Origin of the sequence: Ruegeria halocynthiae (assembly GCF_000743705.1) — a bacterium.
GTDB lineage: Bacteria > Pseudomonadota > Alphaproteobacteria > Rhodobacterales > Rhodobacteraceae > Ruegeria > Ruegeria halocynthiae_B.
Window position 1 is genome coordinate 113,467 of sequence record NZ_JQEZ01000005.1, and the last position, 19,578, is coordinate 133,044.

Here is a 19,578-nt window from a genome sequence, read left to right on the forward strand (position 1 = left end):
GGACCAATGAGCGATTTAAGCCAGACCATTACCAGGTTCGACCTTTGGCACCTTGAGCTGCCCGTCACGTCCCGGCGCGACCACGGGATTGGATCGGTCGAAGGCAGCTGTGAGGTGGTGATCCTGCGCCTGACTGCGGAAGACGGATCACAAGGGTTTGGCGAGGCCTCTCCCTGGTCGGTTTTCACCGGCACGCCCGAAGCGACGTTTGCGGCGCTGAACCGCTATATCCGCCCGCTGGTTTTGGGCGCGCGGGTGGCGGATCGCGCGGCGATCATGGCAAAGACGGCCAATGCGGTTGCCCATTGCACCGAAGCAAAGGCCGCGCTTGAAAGTGCGCTGCTTGACCTGACCGGGCGCATCAGCGGCCTGCCGGTCTGGGCGCTGATGGGCGGTAAGTGCCGCGACACGATCCCGCTGAGCTGTTCCATCGCCAACCCCGACTTTCAGCAGGACATCGCGCTGCTGGAACGGCTAAAGGACGACGGCGTTCAGATCGTCAAACTGAAAACCGGGTTCAAGGACCACGCGTTTGACATCATGCGGCTGGAACATCTGGCGCACCACTACCCCAAGTTCTCGGTACGTGTTGATTACAATCAGGGCCTGTCGATTGAGGACGCCCCGGCACAGGTCCGGGATGTTGCGCAGTTCGAACCGGATTTTATCGAACAACCCGTACGGGCACATCACTTCGCGATGATGGCCAGGCTGCGAAATCAGATCGACATCCCCCTGCTGGCCGATGAAAGCGTGTTTGGCCCCGAAGACATGGTGCGCGCCGCGCGCGAAGGCATTTGTGACGGTGTCTCGGTCAAGATCATGAAATCCGGCGGGCTTAGCCGTGCTCAAACCATGGCGCGTATCGCTGCCGCCCATGGGCTTAGCGCTTATGGAGGTGATATGTTCGAGGCCGGGCTGGCCCATCTGGCCGGAACCCACATGATCGCCGCGACCCCTGAAATCACCCTGGGGTGCGAATTTTATCAGGCTTCCTACTTTCTGAAACAGGACATTCTCGAAGACCCCTTTCCCGTACAGAACGGGCAGGTGATCGTACCGGACACACCCGGTTTGGGCGGTCGCCCGGATCGCGACAGGCTGAACCACTATGCCGTAGTCAAGGCGGTGGCGGCATGAGTGAGCGGAAAACCATCGCCATCATCGGTGCTGGTATCGTGGGGGTTTCAACCGCGATCTGGCTGCAACGCGATGGGCACAACGTGATCCTGATTGACAAAGCCGGACCCGGCGAAGGGGCCTCGCACGGGAATGGAGGGGTTCTGGCGTCCTGTTCGATTATTCCCGTCACCGTTCCAGGGTTGCTGAAAAAAGCGCCCGGGATGCTGTTCAACCCGACCCAGCCGCTGTTCCTGAAATGGGGCTACCTTCCCAAGCTGCTGCCCTGGCTGCTGCGTTACATGAAACATGCCAACGCAAGCGACGTTGAACGCATCGCCGCCGCCCTGACCCCGATCGTGGGCGACAGCCTGAACGATCATCGGGCGCTGGCTGCTGGCACCGGTGCCGAGAAATGGATCATACCGTCGGATTACCTGTTCCTATATGAGAGCCGAAAGCACTTTGAAGGCGACGCGCTGGGCTGGGATATCCGCCGTAAACAGGGGTTCACGTGGGAGGAGCTCGAAGGGCAGGCTTTTCACGATTATGACCCGGTTTTCAGCAAGGATATCGGCTTTGCCGCAAAGCTGGGCGACCACGGTCACATCACCGATCCGGGGCGGTATGTCAAAGACCTGGCCGCGCATGTCCAGGCCAGCGGTGGCCAGTTCATCCGTGCCGCAGTTGATGACGTGGTGCGCGAAAACGGCAAGGTGACCGGCATACGCGCAGGCGGTGAAACCATCGCCTGCGACACCGCGATTGTGACGGCAGGCGTCTGGTCCGGCCCTTTGGCACAGAAATTGGGTGTTTCTGTTCCTCTGGAAAGCGAACGTGGATATCATCTTGAATTGGTGGAACCTTCTGCGATGCCCAAAAGCCCGGTTATGGTAGCTTCGGGTAAATTCGTCGCCACCCCGATGGATGGCCGCATACGTCTGGCCGGGATTGTCGAGTTCGGCGGGCTGGACGCGCCGCCCTCGCGGGGGCCATTCGAGTTGATGCGCAAAAACGCCCGGGCGGCCTTTCCGGGCGTGACGTGGAAAGACGAAGTGGAGTGGATGGGACACCGGCCCGCGCCCGCAGATTCGATCCCCGTGATCGGAGAGGTGCCGGGGATCAACGGGGCCTACATGGGATTTGGCCACCATCACATCGGCCTGACAGGCGGGCCAAAAACAGGGCGCCTTTTGGCGCAGATGATCGCGGGCAGAACCCCGAACACGGATATAGGGGTCTACGCCCCTTCGCGATATACAACATAACCAAGCCGGTGAAAAACACCGGCACAGCAATCAACAACTGGGAGAATACGATGAAAAAGCTGACACGCCTTCTGGCGGCAACCGCGCTGACCGCCGCTGCGACCCTTCCGGCAACGGCCGAAAAATGGGACATGCCGATGGCCTATTCGGCGTCGAACTTTCATTCGGCCACCGGTGCCGAGTTCGCCAAATGCGTGACCACCGGCACAGGCGGCGAGATCGAAATTGTCACCCACCCGTCCGGCTCGCTGTTCAAAGGTGCCGACATCAAGCGCGCCATCCAGACCGGTCAGGCCCCGATTGGCGAGCGTCTGCTGTCCGGCCATCAGAATGAAAACGCACTGTTCGGGTTCGATTCGATCCCGTTTCTGGCCACGTCCTTTGACGACAGCGCAAAACTGTGGGAGGCCGCAAAACCATCCATCGAAAAACTGCTGGCCGAACAGAACCTGACCCTGCTGTACGCCGTGCCTTGGCCGCCGCAGGGGCTGTATTTCAAGAATGAGGTGAACTCGGTCGCTGAGATGAAGGGCATCAAGTTCCGCTCGTACAACAACGCCACATCACGTCTGGCCGAACTGACAGGTATGCTGCCGGTTACCATCGAAGCCGCCGAAATCAGCCAGGCTTTTGCCACCGGCGTTGCCGATTCCATGGTCTCGTCCGGATCAACGGGGTATGACCGCAAGGTATGGGAAAGCCTGGATTATTTCTACGAAGTCGACGCCTGGCTGCCGCGCAACTATGTGTTGGTCAACTCGGATATCTGGGCAGGCACCTCGGACGCCAACAAGAACGTCATCAGTGCCTGCGCTGAACTGGCTGAATATGCGGGCAACTGGCGGGCCAAGGAATACACCGGGTTCACCTTGCAGGGGTTGCGCGATGGCGGCATGACCGTTGGCCCGGCGTCTGAGCAGATGACGAACGAGCTGAAAGAGATCGGCGTCACCATGACCAACGAGTGGCTGGAAGCCGCCGGAGACGAAGGCAAAGCCATCGTCGATGGTTTCAACGCGGCCCAATAACCTTTTGGGCACGGGCGGCAGTCAGAATTGCCGCCCGTTTACAATTCAATCAAAAACACAGCGGGGACAGTATGGCGGTTTTGCGAGGGCTTCGGTCCGTACTGGATTTCATTTATCTTGCGGCAGGTGTGCTGGCGGCGCTCAGCCTCATTGCCATTCTGGTTCTGATCGTGGTGCAGATGCTGGCCCGCTGGACCGGCGAGGTCTTTCCCGGCGCGCCCGATTATGCCGGATACGCGATGGCCGCCGCCTCGTTCCTGGCTTTTGCCAACGCGCTGAACCGTGGCAGCCATATCCGTGTTTCCATCCTGCTCAACACGGTGCCCGACAAGTTCCGGCGCGTGCTGGAAATCTGGTGTTTTGGCATCGGAACCGCAGTGATGTGGTACTTCTGCTGGTACGCCTATCGCTTTGTTTTTTGGAGCTGGAAGTTCAACGACATCAGTCAGGGGCAGGACAAAACCCCCTTGTGGATTCCGCAGTCCGCCATGCTGATCGGCGCGATCATTCTGGCCATCGCCCTGACCGATCATCTGATCCACGTTCTGTTCCGGGGCGATCACCGCATCACCCGCGATCTGGCTGACCAAAGCCACGGAGAGTAAGAGCATGGAAAACGCATCAATCATCATCCTCTTTCTCTTTGTTCTGTTCACCCTGCTGGGCTCCGGCGTCTGGGTCGGCCTTGCCCTGATGGGCGTCGCCTGGGTGGGGATGGAGCTGTTCACCACCCGCCCCGTCGGCGACGTCATGATCACCACGATCTGGTCGGCTTCGTCCTCATGGACGCTGACGGCGCTGCCGATGTTTATCTGGATGGGTGAAATTCTGTATCGAACGCGATTGTCCGAGGACATGTTCAAGGGGCTTTCCCCGTGGATGGCGCCCCTGCCCGGCGGGCTGGTACACACCAATATCGTCGGCTGCACGGTCTTTGCCGCCGTGTCCGGATCATCCGCCGCAACCCTGACCACGGTCGGCAAGATGTCGATCCCCGAACTGCGCAAGCGCAACTATCCCGAGCGGATGATCATCGGCACACTGACAGGTGCTGCGACGCTGGGCCTGATGATCCCGCCTTCGCTGACGCTGATCGTCTATGGCGTCACCATCAATGAATCGATCACCAAGCTGTTTTTTGCGGGCATCCTGCCGGGGCTGTTTCTGGCCGCGATGTTCATGGGGTATGTGGCGATCTATTCCAAGCTTGGCAAAGACTGGAATCCGAACCAAGAGGGCAAGCTGAGTTTTTCCGAAAAGGTCAGGAACTCACGCTTTTTGCTGCCGGTGATCTTGCTGATTACGGTTGTGATCGGGTCGATGTATCTGGGCTATGCCACCGCGACCGAGGCCGCCGCCTTTGGCGTGATCGGAGGGCTTCTGCTGGCCGCCGGTCAGGGATCACTGACGTGGAAAACCTTTACGGCAAGCCTGATGGGCGCGACCCGCACCAGCGCCATGATTGCGCTGATTCTGGCGGGGGCGGCGTTTCTGTCCTTGTCGATGGGCTTTACCGGGCTGCCGCGTGGTCTGGCCGATCTGATCGCCGGATGGGATCTGACGCGGTTCGAACTGCTGATGGTGCTGCTGGTCTTTTACATCATTCTGGGGTGTTTTCTGGACGGTATCTCTTCGGTCGTGCTGACCATGGCCGTGGTCGAGCCGATGATCCGCGACGCCGGGATCGACCTGATCTGGTTCGGCATCTTCATTGTCGTCGTGGTTGAGATGGCGCAGATCACGCCCCCCATTGGGTTCAACCTGTTTGTCATGCAAGGCATGACCAACCACGAGATGGGCTATATCGCCCGTGCCGCGATTCCGATGTTCCTGATCATGGTGGTGATGGTGTTCGTGCTGATCTGGTTCCCGGAATTGGCCACATGGTTGCCGGAAAACCTGCGGCAAAGCCCGTCAGGGTAGCCCGGCCTTGAACCCGCTGCACCTCGCCGCCCGCCACGGGCCATATGTTCTGCTGGCGGGCCTTTTGGCAGGGTTGCTACTGCCAGGGTTGGCGCAACCGATGCGGCCCTTGCTGCCCCCGATGGTGGTTTTGTTGCTGTTCGTCACCGTCCTGCGGATGGACCCTGCGGGAATACTTGGCTCGCTAAAAGAACTGCGCCACGTTGTGGCGGTGGTTCTTGGATTGCAGTTTGCCCTGCCGCTGGTGGTTCTGGGGGTCGGAACTGCGGGCGGATGGTCTGACAGCCCTGCCCTGTTTGCCTTGCTGGTGATGACCGCCGCGCCCTCAATCGCCGGAAGCCCGAACCTGTGCCGGATGATGGGTCAGCCATCAGAATTCGCGCTGCGCCTTTTGGTGGTCGGCACTGCGCTTTTGCCGCTGACAATGGCCCCGGTATTCTGGCTGGCCCCACAACTGGGCGGATTGGGCGCGGTTCTTTGGGCGGCGGCAAAGTTGCTGGCGACAATTCTGTTGTCGACCCTTGCCGCAATCCTCATCCGCAAATCCCTGCTGCGGACCCCGTCGCCCGGTTCTGAACGCAATCTGGACGGCCTGGCCAACATCACCCTCGCAGTGTTCGTAATCGGGTTGATGCCATCGGTCAGCGAGGCCATCCTGCAAACCCCGAACCGCGCGTTTTTCTGGATTGCCTTCGCCTGTGCGGTCAATTTCGGCACGCAGATCATCTGTTTCAGGCTGACCCGGTTTCGCCTGCCCGCCGCCATGGCGACGGCAGTGTCTTTGATCGTGGCAAACCGCAATATCGCGCTGTTTTTCGTGGCCCTAGCGCCAGAGCTGACCGCGCCGATCATGGTGTTCATCGGGGCTTATCAGATCCCCATGTACCTGACCCCGCTGATGATGCGGCGCATGTACCGCGCGGCCCTTTAGCGACCGATGATGATATCGGCGCAGAGGCCGCCCAGACGCTCGCTTTTACCCAGACGCAGGACGCCACCATGCGCACGCGCGATATCGGCAACTATCGCAAGGCCCAAGCCCACGCCGCTGCCCTGATTCTGATTGCGGGCCGGATCAAGACGAGAGAAGGGCTTTACAGCTTCGGTTCGTTGCTCGGGCGGAATACCCGGCCCGTCGTCTTCCACACGGATGCGCAGCGACTTGGGCGTCACCGACAGGCTGACGTCCGCGCGATTGCCATATCTGACGGCATTGCCGATCAGGTTTTCCACGGCGCGACGAATGGCCGTGGGTCGCAACATCGCCGTCCCCTCACCCTCGACCCGGATCACATCCGCCGCATGTCCGGCCCGGCGCGCGTCCCTGACGATTTGGCGCAGCAGCACTTCGGGCTCGACCGGTTCCGGAGGGCCCTCGGCCGTGCCGCGCGAAAAATCAAGAAACGCGTCCAGCAGCAACTGCATTTCATCAACGTCCTGCAGCATCGGCGCGGCGTCGTCCTCGGGCAGCATCGACAAGCCCAGTTTCAGACGCGTCAACGGGGTTCTCAGGTCATGACTGACGCCTGACAGCATCAGCGTGCGCTGCTCCATCTGCCGTTCGATCCGGGCGCGCATGTCCAGAAACGCGCTGCCGGCTGCGCGAACCTCGATGGCGCCGCCAGGCGAATACGGAACGGCCCTGCCCCGGCCAAATGCCTGGGCAGCATCCGCCAAACGCGTAATCGGACGCAGCTGATTGCGCATGTACAGAAAGGAAATCGTGGTCATGATGACCGCAAAGAACACCATGGTCACGATCAACTGATGCGGCGCTGTCGCGGACAGACGCCGCCGATCAAAGGTCAGTTGCAACGTGCCCAGATCCGTCTCGAGGTAAAGCCGCGCCTCGTGCCCGCTGGGCAGGGCAACAGCGACCAATTCAGGCAAACGCGCGCGCAGGTTCGCCTCGACCTGTGGCGCGATAAAATCATACCACCTGCGTGAACCGACCATCGGTTCTTCGTTTATTCCCAGAAACCGGACCTTCATCTCCAGTGCTACCAAGTCGGGCCGCACGGCCGCCAACGCCTGTTGCTGGGTTTCGGCCCCTTCCATAACCTCAACCACCAGGGCCACTTCGCGCGATGCCGCTTGGGTCATTTGCGCCGTGACGTCCTCAAGGTGCTTTTGAAGGAATGCGACCCCCACAACCAAAAGCAGGGCGATCACTGGCAGAACCAGAATCAAAGCCGCCCGGGCATACAGGCTGCGCGGCATATAGGGTTTGAGCCATTGCGTGGACATGCGCTAAACCTAACGGGCTGTTACGACAAGAGAAAGAGCACAGAATGCAGGCCCCCGACAATTTCAACCCAACGCCCGGCAAAGCCGTTGAACTGCAACCCGGCCTTCGTCGTATTCTGGCCCCGAATCCGTCGCCTATGACCTATCGCGGAACCAATACCTATCTGCTGGGTGAACGCGACCTTGCGGTAATAGATCCCGGCCCATTGCTGGACGATCATTTAAGCGCGATTCTGTCGGCGGTACAGCCCGGCCAGCGCATAAGCCATATCATCGTGACGCACAGCCATCTGGATCACTCGCCTCTGGCTGCGCCGCTGTCGAAACAAACCGGCGCACCGGTGCTGGCCTTTGGCGGCCCGATCGCAGGGCGCAGTGCCGTAATGACCACGCTGGCGCAACGGGGCCTTGCGGGGGGCGGCGAAGGCATCGATACGGCGTTTCGTCCCGATATCGAGGTCGCGGATGGAGAAATGATACCCGGTGACGACTGGCAGCTTGAGGTGATTCACACGCCCGGTCATCTGGGAAACCACATCGCTTTGGCATGGGATGACACATGTTTTACCGCAGATCACGTTATGGGCTGGGCAAGCTCGCTTGTGTCGCCGCCAGACGGCGACCTGACCGATTTCATGAACGCCTGCCACAGGCTGCGCGCGCGTGGTTGGTCAGTGTTTCACGCGGGCCATGGCGCGCCGATTACCGATCCTGCCGGGCGACTGGATTGGCTGATCAACCACCGCCTGACACGCGAAGCGCAGATTCTGGCCGCCCTTAGCGAAAAACCCGGCACGGCTCGAACTCTTGCCGAACGCATCTACACGGACACGCCCTCCGCCTTACTGCCCGCAGCCGAAAGAAACGTATTCGCGCATCTGGTTGATCTGACAGGAAAATCACAAGTCGGCTGCGACCGGGAACTGTCGGTGAACGCGCAATTTTTCCGGCTCTCCTAAAACGCAGGAACTTTTTTGCGAAAACGTTGCTTTCCCCTCTGGACGGCAAAAATACGGGTTGTTATACGCCCCTCAGTTCCGGCGTAGCTCAGCGGTAGAGCAGTTGACTGTTAATCAATTGGTCGTAGGTTCGATCCCTACCGCCGGAGCCAATTTTCCCTAAAATCACCACCTTACAGAAAGCTGATTTGCTTATCGCACGCGGCACGAGATTTTTCGTCGAAAAATCTTTTCTTCCTCTGGACGCCGCAGATTCAGGTTGCTATACGGCGCGAACCGTTCCGGCGTAGCTCAGCGGTAGAGCAGTTGACTGTTAATCAATTGGTCGTAGGTTCGATCCCTACCGCCGGAGCCATTTCCAACTTTTCCTTCGGGCCCGCGAAAACGTGAGCCTCTTTCCGCCCGAAATGGATGTGAAGCCCACCTATCCGCTTAGTATTTCATTAAAATCAGCCCGCAAGTTCCGCTTGAGGACTTTGCCCGTGGCGTTCAGCGGCAAGGCATCAATGAATACGACCTTGTCCGGAATTTGCCACTTGGCGATCTTACCTTCAAAGAACGCCAGCAACTCACCTTCGCTTGGGTTCTCACCCTCGGCCTTGACTGCGACCAAAAGCGGGCGTTCGTCCCATTTTGGATGCGGCACGCCAACCACGGCCGCCGAGGCCAGTTTGGGATGCGCGACAGCAATGTTCTCCAACTCGACCGAGCTGATCCACTCACCTCCGGACTTGATAATATCCTTGGATCGGTCACGGATGGTCATGTACCCATCCGGGTCCAGAGTGGCCACATCCCCGGTGGCGAACCAGCCGTCCTGCAAAATATCCTGTTCCTGCATCAGGAAATAGCGGTCCAATACCCAATGCCCCCGCACCATAAGATCACCCTGGGTTTCACCGTCGTGCGGCAAGTCGTTGCCATCGTCGTCGACGATTTTCAACTCTACCCCATAGCAGGGGCGTCCCTGACTTTCCCGTAACTTATGCTGATCTTCAAGCGGCAGCGCCCGATGTTTGGCCAGGGGATGATTTGCTGTTCCCAACGGGCTCATCTCGCTCATCCCCCAGGCGTGGACGGTATCGACGCCATAGGATTCGCGAAAGGTTTCAATCATCGAAGGCGGGCACGCCGCGCCGCCAATCACCGTACGTTGCAGGCTGGCAAGTTTGCTACCCGACGACGCGGCGTAGTTCAGCAAACCCTGCCAGATCGTCGGCACCCCCATGGCCAGGGTGACCCCATAAGTGTCGATCAGCTTGACCAACGCCTCGCCATGCAGATCCGGCCCCGGCAAAATCATGCGTGACCCCGACATAGGGCAAGCATAGGGCGATCCCCACGCGTTTACATGGAACATCGGAACCACCGGCATCACGACGTCCATGGCCGAAAACCCGATGACGTCCCGGCTGTTGGATGCGAAACTGTGCAGAACGGTTGAGCGATGGGAATACAACACGCCCTTGGGATTGCCCGTCGTGCCCGATGTGTAACACAGGCTTGAGGCGGTATTCTCATCGAAGCTGGGCCACTGGAACCCGGCGTCCCCGGTTTCAATCAGGTCATCAAAGAACTGCACACCCGGTATTTGCGAAACAGCATCGTCATTTCGGGGCCCCATCAGCACAAAATGCCGAACTTCTGTCAGATGTTCCTGCAGCGCCGCGACAAGCGGAATAAAGGTTGCGTCAAAAAACAGAACCCGATCCTGCGCATGGTTGATGATATATGTCAGCTGTTCAGGAAACAGGCGTGGATTGATTGTGTGGCATACAAAGCCTGCCCCCGAGGTGGCAAAGTAAATTTCAAGATGCCGCCTGTTGTTCCAGGCCAACGTGCCGATCCGGTCCTGCGGCTCTAACCCAAGTTTGGTCAGGGCAGACGCCAGCTTTCGCGCATTGCCTGCGATCTGCGACCAGTTGGTTTCTGTCACGAACCCATCGGTTTCGACCGAGATGATCTCGGTCTGGCCATGATAGCGATCGGCGTGTTCTATCAGCGACGAGATCAGCAGCGGCTGCGTCATCATCTGTCCCAGCATGGACATCCTCCTTTTGGCAGCACCGCCCGGGGTTGGCGGCACCATTCCTCAGGTCGAACCCTGCCAATCATTTAATTGTCTGACAATAAGAGAATGCGCCTTGCCCCTTCGGTAAGTCAGAATTTATTGCGGGCTTAGATTCGGTGGCGCATCACATAGGCGACCAGCGCCGCGGTCGAGCCATCCTTGGTATCGGCGCTAACCTCACCATCCACAATCGGACCAAGCGAGGTTGCCAGTTCCTTGCCCAGTTCAACACCCCATTGGTCAAACGAATTGATCCCCAGCAAGACACCTTCGACAAACACCCGATGTTCATAAAGGGCGATGATCTGCCCCAGAACAAACGGTGTGAGTTTGGGATAGATCAGGGTCGTGGACGGCCTATTGCCTGGGAACACACGGTGGCGTGCCTGGCGTTCCAATTCGTCCCTCTGCAAACCCTGATCAGCCATGCGCTGCCGCGCTTCGCTAAGGGAACGTCCCCGCATCAATGCCTCGGACTGGGCTAGACAGTTGGCCAGCAACAGGCGGTGGTGATGGGCCAGTTCGGGCTCGTGCCCCTCAGCCGCGACCAGGAATTCACAGGGGATCACATCTGTGCCCTGGTGGATCAGTTGGTAAAAGGCGTGCTGACCATTGGTGCCGGGTTCGCCCCAAACGACAGGGCCGGATGGATACGGCAGAGAGCTGCCATCCATCGCAACAGATTTGCCGTTCGATTCCATTTCCAGTTGCTGCAAATATGCAGGCAACCGCAACAACCGCTGATCATACGGCAGCACCGTGCGGCTGGACCGACCAAGAACCTGCCGATGCCAAATGCCAACCAGCGCCAACATAACTGGCATATTCTCAGACCATTCGGCGGCCCGGAAATGCACGTCCATCGCCTGCCCGCCGCGCAGAAACGCGTCAAAGGCATTTGATCCGACCGCGATCATGACCGGCAAACCCACCGGTCCCCAAACCGAATATCGCCCGCCGACCCAATTGGCGAAGCCAAAAACGCGATCCTCGGGGATGCCGAACGCCAGCGTCTTGTCCAGCGCGCTGGATACTGCGGCAAACTGCCTGGACGGATCACCACCGCCTTCTGTCATCCAGGCCCGCGCGGTCCGGGCATTGGTCATGGTTTCAATTGTTGTAAAGGTCTTGGATGCAACGATCACCAGCGTCCGCGTCGGATCAAGCGGGCGCAGAACGTCCGCGATATGCGCGCCATCCACATTCGAGACGAAATGCAGCCTTGGCCCGTCATGATAGGGTGCCAACGCGTGTGTTGCCATAACGGGGCCAAGATCAGACCCGCCGATGCCGATGTTCACCACATCGGTAAAGCTGCCCCCTGCCCCGGTGATCGCGCCGCCGCGCAATTCTTCGGCAAAAACCCGCATCCGTTGCAGCGTGTCCAGAACATCGGGCATGACGTCCAGCCCGTCGACCTCAACCCGGCCGCCATCCAGATTTCGCAGCGCGGTGTGCAAAACGGCGCGATTTTCGGTTTCGTTGATCTTGGCACCGTCAAACATCGCGGCGCGGCGCTCGTCCAATCCGACTTCGTCACACAGTTGGATCAGGGCATTGCGAACCCGCTGGTCGATTTGGGTTTTCGAGTAATCAAGCAGCAGATCCCCCGTCGAGGCTGAAAAACTCTGCGCCCGGTCGGGGGTGCTTTCGAACAGCTCCAGAATGCTTTGGTTTTGGCTGTCCGACGCCAAGGATTTGAGGGTTTCAAACCGCATAATCGTCATTCCGCCCAATGTACTGTCATGCCACTTAGAACGGCGGCGATTGGTGCCTCTTCGGGTGGCAGGGACATTGCGCGGTTCAGCGCGTCCCGTTTCGCTGCGCCATACACGATCAGATGTTTCGACAGCGCCCCGTCCAAGACCGGCGCGGTAAGGGTAATGCGCGCCTCGGGCTGAACCTCGGGCCGCGCGACCGCCAATGTCGGCGCGCGGGTGTCCAACGCAGCCGCCAGCCCCTGCATCCCCGGAAACAATGAGGCGGTGTGCATATCCTCACCCATCCCAAGCACCAGGACCGACAGCGGCAGGACCGGGTTGATCAGACTTTCGATTTCCGGCAGCACCTCGTCGGGGTCCTTACCCGGTGCATAAAGCGGGATATATTGCGCCACCGACGCCCGGCTTGTCAGCAAGCGTTCACGGATCAGACGTTCGTTTGAACGATCATGATCGCCCGGAACACAGCGTTCGTCGGTTGGCAATACACGCACCCGATCCCATTCCAGATCCGCAGCACACAGCCCGTCAAAGATCGGCCCCGGCGTGGTACCGCCCGGCACGGCCAGCGAGACCATGTCATGATGCAGCAAAGCGGATTCCAGATCGCCAGCAATTTCGTTTGCAACGTCGATGGCCAGCATGTCCCTGTCGGCGTATTCCTGAATGTTCATGGGTTTATTCCCTGCCAATGGCGACCGTCCCGTTTCATCAGCAGCTCGGCGTCGCCCGGGCCGGTGCTGCCACTGTCATATGGTTTGGGCACGTCGCCCCGTGCCTGCCAACCCGCAATGATCGGATCGGTCCAGGCCCAGGCGGCCTCGACCTCATCACCGCGCATGAACAAGGTCTGGTTGCCCCGGATCACATCCATCACCAGCCGCTCATAAGCGTCCGGCGGGTCCTGATTTCCCGGCCCCAGCGCCTCGGCAAAGCTCATGTCCAGCGGCACGTCGACCAGACGCATTCCACCCGGTCCCGGTTCCTTGATCGTGACCTTCAGCGTAATACCTTCGTTCGGTTGCAGGCGAATAGACAGCACGTTGGCGTGCCGACCGACCTCTTCGCCAAAGATCGAATGGGGCGCGTCCTTGAACATCACGTTGATTACCGAAGACCGCGCCACCAGCCGCTTGCCCGTTCGCAGGTAAAACGGCGTGCCTGCCCATCGCCAGTTGCTGACATGGGCCCGCAGGGCCACATAGCTTTCGGTCGTCGAGCGCGGATTGCCAACGGTGGCGCGATACCCTGGCCCGTTGGTCCCACCTTCGAACTGACCGCGAACGATATGGTGCGGTTTTACCGGATCAAGCGCGCGGATCACCTTGAGCTTTTCGTCCCGCACCGCGTCCGGGTCGAATTTCGCCGGCGGCTCCATCGCGATCAGGCACAGCAATTGCATCAGATGGTTCTGCATCATGTCACGCATCGCCCCGGCGCGGTCGTAATACTCTTCGCGCCCGTCAATACCGACGGATTCGGCGACGGTGATCTGGATGTGATCGACATATTGGCTGTTCCACAGCGGTTCGAACAGCATATTGCCGAACCGGACTGCCATCAGGTTCTGAACCGTTTCCTTGCCCAGATAATGGTCGATCCGATAAATCTGCCCTTCCGTAAAATGCTCGGCCAGTGTGGCGTTCAACGCGCGTGCGCTTTCCAGATCGTGACCAAATGGCTTTTCAACAACGATACGGGTGCGGGCCGTGGCCAAAGCGTGCGCCTTGATCCGATCCGCCAATGGCCCGAACAGGCGCGGACCGACCGAGAAATAGAAAGCGCGCACGCGATCAACACTCAGTTTTTCGGCAAGTTGATCCCACCCCTCACCCGTAGAGGCATCAAGCGGAACATAGTCGACCCGCTGCAAAAAGGCGGCCATTTTCCCGGCGTCCTGACAGTGCTTCGGCGCATGGCGGCGCATCGATTCGGCGACAACGTCGCGAAATCCATCCCGATCAAATCCGGCACGCGCCGCACCAATGATCTGCACGTCATCGGGCCATTGCCCGGCGCAAAACCGGCGAAACAGTGCGGGCAGGATCTTGCGCTGCGCAAGATCGCCCGTACCGCCGAAAACAACCAGATCGAAGGGTTCAACAGGTATGACGCGAGAAACCATGCGATTTCCTTACCTTGCCCCGCAGGACATGTCCAATGTTAGCGCCATCAATCAAGCGAATTTCCCCTCATCAAAACTCTGTCAGATCAGACATGTCGCACTTAACTATGCCTTGGTGAAAGGCTAAATCGGTTAGATAACTTCAAAGAACCGGATACCGGCATGAAAGACAACGCCCCTCAGACCGCCAATATAGGCAAGTTTCAGAACAAATTGGTGACAGCTGACGGGCAAACCCGGGCAAGCGTGGCGCTGAGCAACCCCGACACCCTGTGGTTCAACACCGGAACCCTGTGCAATATCGAATGCGTGAACTGTTATATCGCCAGCAGCCCCAGCAATGATGCGCTGGTTTATATCACTGCGGATGAGGTTCGGGATTACCTGGATCAGATCGAGGCCCGCAATTGGCCGATACGTGAAATCGGGTTCACCGGGGGCGAACCCTTCATGAACCCCGAGATGATCGACATGACCCGCGCCGCGCTTGAGCGTGGGTATGAAGTGCTGATCCTCACCAATGCGATGCTGCCCATGATGCGCCGCAAGACGCGCGAAGGGTTGCTGGAGTTGCAACGCGACTTTGGCGATAAGCTGACCCTGCGGATTTCGGTCGATCATTATCGCCCTGACCTACACGATGAAGAACGCGGAAAAGGCAGCTTCGACAAGACTGTGACCGGAATGGAATGGCTGCGTGACAATCAATTCAACATGGCCATCGCCGGGCGCACCGTATGGGGCGACAGCGACGCCGAAAGCCGCGCGGGATACGCCGCGTTTTTCGATCAGCACGGCTTTGACATTGATGCGCAGAATCCGGGGCAGACGGTTCTGTTCCCCGAGATGGACGAAACCGTCGAAGTCCCGGAAATCACCACCGCCTGCTGGGGCATTCTGAACAAATCACCGGGCGCGGTCATGTGTGCAAGCGCCCGAATGGTGGTCAAACGCAAGGGTGCTGACCGACCTGCCGTTCTGGCCTGCACCCTGCTGCCTTATGAGCCTGAATTTGAAATGGGGTCCACCCTGGCCGAGGCCGAGGCGGACGTGCACCTTAACCACCCCCACTGCGCCAAGTTCTGCGTTTTGGGCGGGGCAAGCTGTTCGGGCTGATCCTTAGTTCAGCTCGGGCGATTTCCAGTATTTCGTCCCCGAAGCCTCGGCCGAGACCCGCCAGCCTTTTTTGCTGAGCACAAAGAAGGACCGCCCATCAACGAACCGCAGGGTTTCGCCATTGTGGTCATCCCCAAACACGGCACCGGATTCTGCGGTGGCGTCGTAGCCCTGGGTGACGAACTTCTCAAGGTCTGCGGGGTGTTCGAACAGGATCACAAACTTGGTCTCAAACCCGCCGATGCCGATCGCGGCCCCGACCCCGCCGGTTCCCATGTTCATATAAGTGTGCTGCCCCGTTTCCTTGGAAACCGCGACACCGCGCCCATAGCCAGCAGAAACTGGAAACACGGAAATCTTGCGGGAATCAAACACCGCATAACCCGCGCTGACATCAAACAGCGCCTGTGCCTCGGGATTTTCGGCCATCAACTGCGCCAGCACATCATTCGCCATGACGTCCAGCTTGGCGCGGGTTTCTTCTGGGGTGGCCTCGTTTGTTACCAGATCGGTGGTTGAATCAATGGTATCACCCACTGCCGTTGCGCCTTTTTCGATGGTGCTCCCCACGCTTTCAGCGCCGTGGCCAATGGCGTCCACCGTGCCTTCGGCACCTTTTTTGATAGTCTCCAAAACACCGTCGGCAGCAACGGGGCCGCTCAGCAATACAGTTGTGGCGGCAAGAAACAGGGCTCTGGGCATAATAGATTCCGTATGTGACCAATGATTTGGCCGGCACCATACTCAATCCGCCCGGGATTGAAACGCACCTGAGCGCCAAAAGCCCGAAGAACACGTGCAAGTGTTCAGTTCACCCTGAACTCTCCGATCATGTTGCGCCATTCGCCGGGCGCGATCATTTTCCGATGCGTGTACCGGACCGAATGCAACGGCCCGTCAATCTCACGCTGCCAGAACTCGATAAAATCAAACAACTTCGGGTGATCCGGCGCCAGATCGTATTCTTGCCAGATGAACGTATTCAATACATGGATGTAGTCGGGCATGCGGTAGAAAAATTCCGCCGTCGTCAGCCCATACCCCTTGAGCATTAGTTCGGTTTCGCTTTGCTCCATTCTGACCTCCAATTTTCTTGTAAGGTCTCTTCAGAGTAACACGGAAATCTCTGATCCCTTATATAACAATATGTTACCCTCGTGTTACTGTGGATCTTTGCCGGAAACCATCAGCTTGCTTGCACCTTATGTGCTGGGTCTGATAAGATGAATCCACAAGATATAGACCCTGCACAAAGAACGGGCACTTACGTGAGCGATACGCCAGAAATTCCTGAAAACATGGATGAAACCCCGCCCGAGCGCCCCGTTTACGACGGCCCGACGGTGTCCATCGAATCTGAGATGCGCACGTCGTACCTCGATTATGCGATGTCGGTTATCGTCAGCCGCGCGATCCCGGATCTGCGCGACGGGCTGAAACCGGTGCATCGGCGTATTCTTTATGCCATGCATGAAACCGGGAATACGCACGAAAAATCGTACCGCAAATCGGCCCGCCCTGTCGGTGATGTGATGGGTAAATACCACCCGCACGGTGACAGCGCGATCTATGACGCGCTGGTGCGGATGGCGCAGGACTTCTCGATGTCGCTGCCGCTGCTGGATGGTCAGGGCAACTTTGGCTCGATGGACGGCGATAATCCGGCGGCCATGCGCTATACCGAAGTGCGCATGGACAAGCCTGCCGCGTCCCTGCTGGCCGATATCGAAAAAGACACGGTCGATTTTCAGGACAACTATGACGGTAAGGACAAGGAACCTACGGTCCTGCCCGCCCGTTTCCCGAACATGCTGGTCAACGGTGCCGGTGGTATCGCCGTGGGTATGGCGACCAATATCCCGCCGCACAACCTTGGCGAAGTGGTCGATGCCACGCTGGCATTGATCGACGATCCGGACCTGACGTCCGAGCAACTGATCGAATACGTCCCCGGCCCCGATTTCCCGACCGGTGGTGTAATGCTGGGCCGGTCCGGCGCGCGCAAAGCCTATCTGGAAGGTCGCGGCAGCGTCATCATTCGCTCCAAGACCCGGATCGAAGAGATCCGCAAGGATCGCTATGCCATTGTTGTGGATGAAATCCCCTATCAGGTAAACAAGGCCGCGATGATCGAAAAGATCGCCGAAGCCGTCCGCGAAAAACGCATCGAAGGCGTTGCTCACGTTCAGGACGAATCCGACCGCAACGGTGTGCGCGTTGTTGTGGAACTGAAACGCGACGCGACACCCGAAGTGGTACTGAACCAATTGTTCCGTTTCTCGCCGTTGCAGACCTATTTTGGCTGCAACATGCTGGCGCTGAACGGTGGTCGACCCGAACAATTGACCCTGCGCAGATTCCTGACCTCGTTCATCGACTTCCGCGAAGATGTCGTTGCCCGTCGCACTGCGCATCTGCTTCGCAAAGCCCGCGAACGCAGCCACATTCTGTGCGGTTTGGCCGTTGCAGTTACCAATATCGACGAAATCGTTGCGACCATCCGGCAATCTGCCGATGCGGCTGAGGCGCGTGAAAAACTGATGACACGGCGTTGGCCCGCTCAGCCGATTCTGGAATACATCGCGCTGATCGACGATCCGACCCATACGGCAAACGAGGACGGCACCTACAACCTGTCCGAAACTCAGGCCCGTGCCATTCTTGAGTTGCGCCTGCAGCGCCTGACCCAGATCGGCGTGAAAGAAGTCACCGACGAGTTGGAAGAACTGGCAGGCAAGATCAAGGAATACCTTGAGATTCTGTCCTCGCGCGAGCGTATCATGTCGATCATCGGGGATGAGCTGCGCGAGGTACGCGAACAATTCGCTGTGCCGCGCCGCACAGAAATCGTCGACTGGTCTGGCGATATGGACGACGAAGACCTGATCGAGCGGGAAGACATGGTCGTGACCGTCACCTCGGGCGGGTATATCAAACGCACCCCGCTGGCCGATTTCCGTGCGCAAAAACGCGGCGGCAAGGGCCTGTCGGGAATGCAGACCAAGGAAGAGGATGTTGTCACCAACCTCTTTGTGGCAAACACCCATACGCAGCTGCTGTTCTTCACCACTGACGGTATGGTCTACAAGCTCAAGACCTGGCGCTTGCCGCAATCGGGCCGTACCGGCAAAGGCAAGGCAATCGTCAATATTCTGCCAATTCCAACTGGCGTCTCTATCGCGGCAATCATGCCGGTTGATGTGCCGGATGAGGAATGGGAAAACCTGCAAATCATCTTTGCCACCAGTGCCGGTGACGTCCGCCGCAATGCGCTGAGCGATTTCACCAACGTCAAACGCAACGGCAAGATCGCGATGGACCTGCCCGAGGGTGTCGAACTGGTCAATGCGCGCATTTGCTCTGAGGATGACGACGTAATGCTGGTCACCAATTCGGGCCGTGCGATCCGTTTCCAGACCACTGCCGTGCGTGTCTTCAAGGGGCGGAAATCGACAGGTGTGCGTGGCATCAGGCTGACCAATGGCGACCGTGTCGTGTCCATGTCCGTGATCCGGCATTTCGAGGCCACTTCGGACGAGCGGGCCGCATACCTCAAGATGCGCCGCCTGATGGCCGGTGTCACTGACGATGCCGAAAGCGACGAGGACGAAGGCAACGCCGACAGCGTTCTGCCGCAAGAGCGTTATGCGGAAATGTCGGCGGCTGAAAACCTGATCCTGACGATCACGTCAGGGGGGGCGGGCAAGCTGAGTTCCAGCCACGATTACCCGGTTCGCGGTCGCGGTGGCATGGGCGTTGCCGCCATGGACAAGGCCATGCGCGGAGGAGAGCTGGTGGCGTCTTTCCCGGTTGAGATTGACGACCAGATCATGCTGGCCACGTCCAAGGGCCAGTCGATCCGGGTGCCGGTCGAGGGTATCTCGTTCCGCTCGCGCAGTGCAGGTGGCGTCAAGGTGTTCAACACCGGCAAGGGCGAAGTGGTCGTCAGCGTCGCCTGGATCGCCGATCAGGGCGAGGAAGACGGCGAAGAAGAATAACTT

At 58.9% G+C, this 19,578-nt stretch carries 16 protein-coding genes and 2 tRNA genes; 11 read left to right on the forward strand and 7 right to left on the reverse strand.

Annotation, left to right across the window (positions count from 1 at the left end; all coding sequences use genetic code 11):
- Positions 1–6 precede the first annotated feature (6 nt).
- The 6 genes from JT51_RS17485 to JT51_RS17510 all read left to right on the forward strand — a co-directional run bounded on the left by JT51_RS17485 (position 7) and on the right by JT51_RS17510 (position 6,269).
- The gene (locus JT51_RS17485; RefSeq protein WP_037315784.1) at positions 7–1,140 is read left to right on the forward strand and encodes an enolase C-terminal domain-like protein; all 1,134 of its coding nucleotides are present in this window, start codon (positions 7–9) and stop codon (positions 1,138–1,140) included.
- Positions 1,137–2,387 (forward strand): NAD(P)/FAD-dependent oxidoreductase, encoded by a 1,251-nt coding sequence (locus JT51_RS17490; RefSeq protein ID WP_037315787.1) that lies wholly within the window; start codon positions 1,137–1,139, stop codon positions 2,385–2,387. Before JT51_RS17485 ends, JT51_RS17490 begins: the two co-directional genes overlap by 4 nt.
- A 50-nt stretch (positions 2,388–2,437) precedes the next feature.
- Positions 2,438–3,415 (forward strand): TRAP transporter substrate-binding protein, encoded by a 978-nt coding sequence (locus JT51_RS17495; RefSeq protein ID WP_037316332.1) that lies wholly within the window; start codon positions 2,438–2,440, stop codon positions 3,413–3,415.
- Positions 3,416–3,486: 71 nt separating this feature from the next.
- Positions 3,487–4,020, forward strand: a complete 534-nt coding sequence (locus JT51_RS17500; protein ID WP_037315790.1) for a TRAP transporter small permease — start codon at positions 3,487–3,489, stop codon at positions 4,018–4,020.
- A gap of 4 nt (positions 4,021–4,024) precedes the next feature.
- Positions 4,025–5,338: a TRAP transporter large permease gene (locus JT51_RS17505; RefSeq protein WP_037315793.1), complete on the forward strand. Its 1,314-nt coding sequence runs from the start codon at positions 4,025–4,027 to the stop codon at positions 5,336–5,338.
- A 7-nt stretch (positions 5,339–5,345) separates the two neighbouring features.
- Positions 5,346–6,269: a hypothetical protein gene (locus JT51_RS17510; protein ID WP_037315796.1), complete on the forward strand. Its 924-nt coding sequence runs from the start codon at positions 5,346–5,348 to the stop codon at positions 6,267–6,269.
- Here the strand turns inward: JT51_RS17510 and JT51_RS17515 are convergent.
- Positions 6,266–7,585, reverse strand: a complete 1,320-nt coding sequence (locus tag JT51_RS17515) for an ATP-binding protein (protein WP_037315799.1) — start codon at positions 7,583–7,585, stop codon at positions 6,266–6,268. The two genes, JT51_RS17510 and JT51_RS17515, sit on opposite strands and share 4 nt — an antisense overlap.
- 44 nt (positions 7,586–7,629) lie before the next feature.
- Here JT51_RS17515 and JT51_RS17520 point away from each other — a divergent pair, with 44 nt between their 5' ends.
- The 3 genes from JT51_RS17520 (at position 7,630) to JT51_RS17530 (ending at position 8,899) form a co-directional block, all read left to right on the forward strand.
- Positions 7,630–8,544, forward strand: coding sequence for an MBL fold metallo-hydrolase (locus JT51_RS17520; protein ID WP_037315803.1), 915 nt, complete (start codon positions 7,630–7,632; stop codon positions 8,542–8,544).
- A gap of 77 nt (positions 8,545–8,621) precedes the next feature.
- Positions 8,622–8,696, forward strand: a tRNA-Asn gene (locus JT51_RS17525).
- 128 nt (positions 8,697–8,824) lie between these two features.
- Positions 8,825–8,899, forward strand: a tRNA-Asn gene (locus JT51_RS17530).
- Positions 8,900–8,968: 69 nt separating this feature from the next.
- Here JT51_RS17530 and JT51_RS17535 read toward each other — a convergent pair.
- From JT51_RS17535 to zwf, 4 genes are all read right to left on the reverse strand, one after another.
- Positions 8,969–10,588, reverse strand: a complete 1,620-nt coding sequence (locus JT51_RS17535) for a long-chain-fatty-acid--CoA ligase (RefSeq protein ID WP_037315806.1) — start codon at positions 10,586–10,588, stop codon at positions 8,969–8,971.
- A gap of 134 nt (positions 10,589–10,722) precedes the next feature.
- Complete coding sequence (gene pgi, locus JT51_RS17540; RefSeq protein ID WP_200876104.1) at positions 10,723–12,333, reverse strand: glucose-6-phosphate isomerase; 1,611 nt, start codon at positions 12,331–12,333, stop codon at positions 10,723–10,725.
- A 5-nt stretch (positions 12,334–12,338) separates the two neighbouring features.
- Positions 12,339–13,010, reverse strand: coding sequence for a 6-phosphogluconolactonase (gene pgl / locus JT51_RS17545; RefSeq protein ID WP_037315808.1), 672 nt, complete (start codon positions 13,008–13,010; stop codon positions 12,339–12,341).
- Positions 13,007–14,461 carry a glucose-6-phosphate dehydrogenase gene (zwf, locus tag JT51_RS17550; RefSeq protein ID WP_037315811.1) on the reverse strand — a complete coding sequence of 485 codons (1,455 nt, stop codon included), beginning with the start codon at positions 14,459–14,461 and terminating at the stop codon, positions 13,007–13,009. Before zwf ends, pgl begins: the two co-directional genes overlap by 4 nt.
- Before the next feature lie 162 nt (positions 14,462–14,623).
- Here zwf and JT51_RS17555 point away from each other — a divergent pair, with 162 nt between their 5' ends.
- A complete protein-coding gene (locus JT51_RS17555; protein WP_037315813.1) occupies positions 14,624–15,577 on the forward strand; it encodes a radical SAM protein in 954 nt (317 codons plus the stop codon).
- A gap of 3 nt (positions 15,578–15,580) precedes the next feature.
- Here JT51_RS17555 and JT51_RS17560 read toward each other — a convergent pair whose 3' ends face one another.
- Together JT51_RS17560 and JT51_RS17565 are read right to left on the reverse strand one after the other, a co-directional pair.
- The gene (locus tag JT51_RS17560; RefSeq protein ID WP_037315815.1) at positions 15,581–16,279 is read right to left on the reverse strand and encodes a hypothetical protein; all 699 of its coding nucleotides are present in this window, start codon (positions 16,277–16,279) and stop codon (positions 15,581–15,583) included.
- A 104-nt stretch (positions 16,280–16,383) separates the two neighbouring features.
- Complete coding sequence (locus JT51_RS17565) at positions 16,384–16,653, reverse strand: usg protein (RefSeq protein ID WP_037315818.1); 270 nt, start codon at positions 16,651–16,653, stop codon at positions 16,384–16,386.
- A 222-nt stretch (positions 16,654–16,875) separates the two neighbouring features.
- On the opposite strand from JT51_RS17565, the gene gyrA reads away from it, so the two are divergent.
- Positions 16,876–19,575: a DNA gyrase subunit A gene (gyrA, locus tag JT51_RS17570; protein WP_200876115.1), complete on the forward strand. Its 2,700-nt coding sequence runs from the start codon at positions 16,876–16,878 to the stop codon at positions 19,573–19,575.
- Positions 19,576–19,578: the final 3 nt, after the last annotated feature.

Bases quoted from the DNA above. Each gene is read 5' to 3' on its own strand.
- pgi (WP_200876104.1), bottom strand. From the start codon at position 12,333: ATGCGGTTTGAAACCCTCAAATCCTTGGCGTCGGACAGCCAAAACCAA.
- JT51_RS17565 (WP_037315818.1), bottom strand. From the start codon at position 16,653: ATGGAGCAAAGCGAAACCGAACTAATGCTCAAGGGGTATGGGCTGACG.
- JT51_RS17535 (WP_037315806.1), bottom strand. From the start codon at position 10,588: ATGCTGGGACAGATGATGACGCAGCCGCTGCTGATCTCGTCGCTGATA.
- pgl (WP_037315808.1), bottom strand. From the start codon at position 13,010: ATGAACATTCAGGAATACGCCGACAGGGACATGCTGGCCATCGACGTT.
- JT51_RS17495 (WP_037316332.1), top strand. From the start codon at position 2,438: ATGAAAAAGCTGACACGCCTTCTGGCGGCAACCGCGCTGACCGCCGCT.
- JT51_RS17555 (WP_037315813.1), top strand. From the start codon at position 14,624: ATGAAAGACAACGCCCCTCAGACCGCCAATATAGGCAAGTTTCAGAAC.
- JT51_RS17520 (WP_037315803.1), top strand. From the start codon at position 7,630: ATGCAGGCCCCCGACAATTTCAACCCAACGCCCGGCAAAGCCGTTGAA.
- JT51_RS17505 (WP_037315793.1), top strand. From the start codon at position 4,025: ATGGAAAACGCATCAATCATCATCCTCTTTCTCTTTGTTCTGTTCACC.
- JT51_RS17485 (WP_037315784.1), top strand. From the start codon at position 7: ATGAGCGATTTAAGCCAGACCATTACCAGGTTCGACCTTTGGCACCTT.
- gyrA (WP_200876115.1), top strand. From the start codon at position 16,876: ATGGATGAAACCCCGCCCGAGCGCCCCGTTTACGACGGCCCGACGGTG.
- JT51_RS17490 (WP_037315787.1), top strand. From the start codon at position 1,137: ATGAGTGAGCGGAAAACCATCGCCATCATCGGTGCTGGTATCGTGGGG.
- JT51_RS17515 (WP_037315799.1), bottom strand. From the start codon at position 7,585: ATGTCCACGCAATGGCTCAAACCCTATATGCCGCGCAGCCTGTATGCC.
- JT51_RS17500 (WP_037315790.1), top strand. From the start codon at position 3,487: ATGGCGGTTTTGCGAGGGCTTCGGTCCGTACTGGATTTCATTTATCTT.
- JT51_RS17560 (WP_037315815.1), bottom strand. From the start codon at position 16,279: ATGCCCAGAGCCCTGTTTCTTGCCGCCACAACTGTATTGCTGAGCGGC.
- zwf (WP_037315811.1), bottom strand. From the start codon at position 14,461: ATGGTTTCTCGCGTCATACCTGTTGAACCCTTCGATCTGGTTGTTTTC.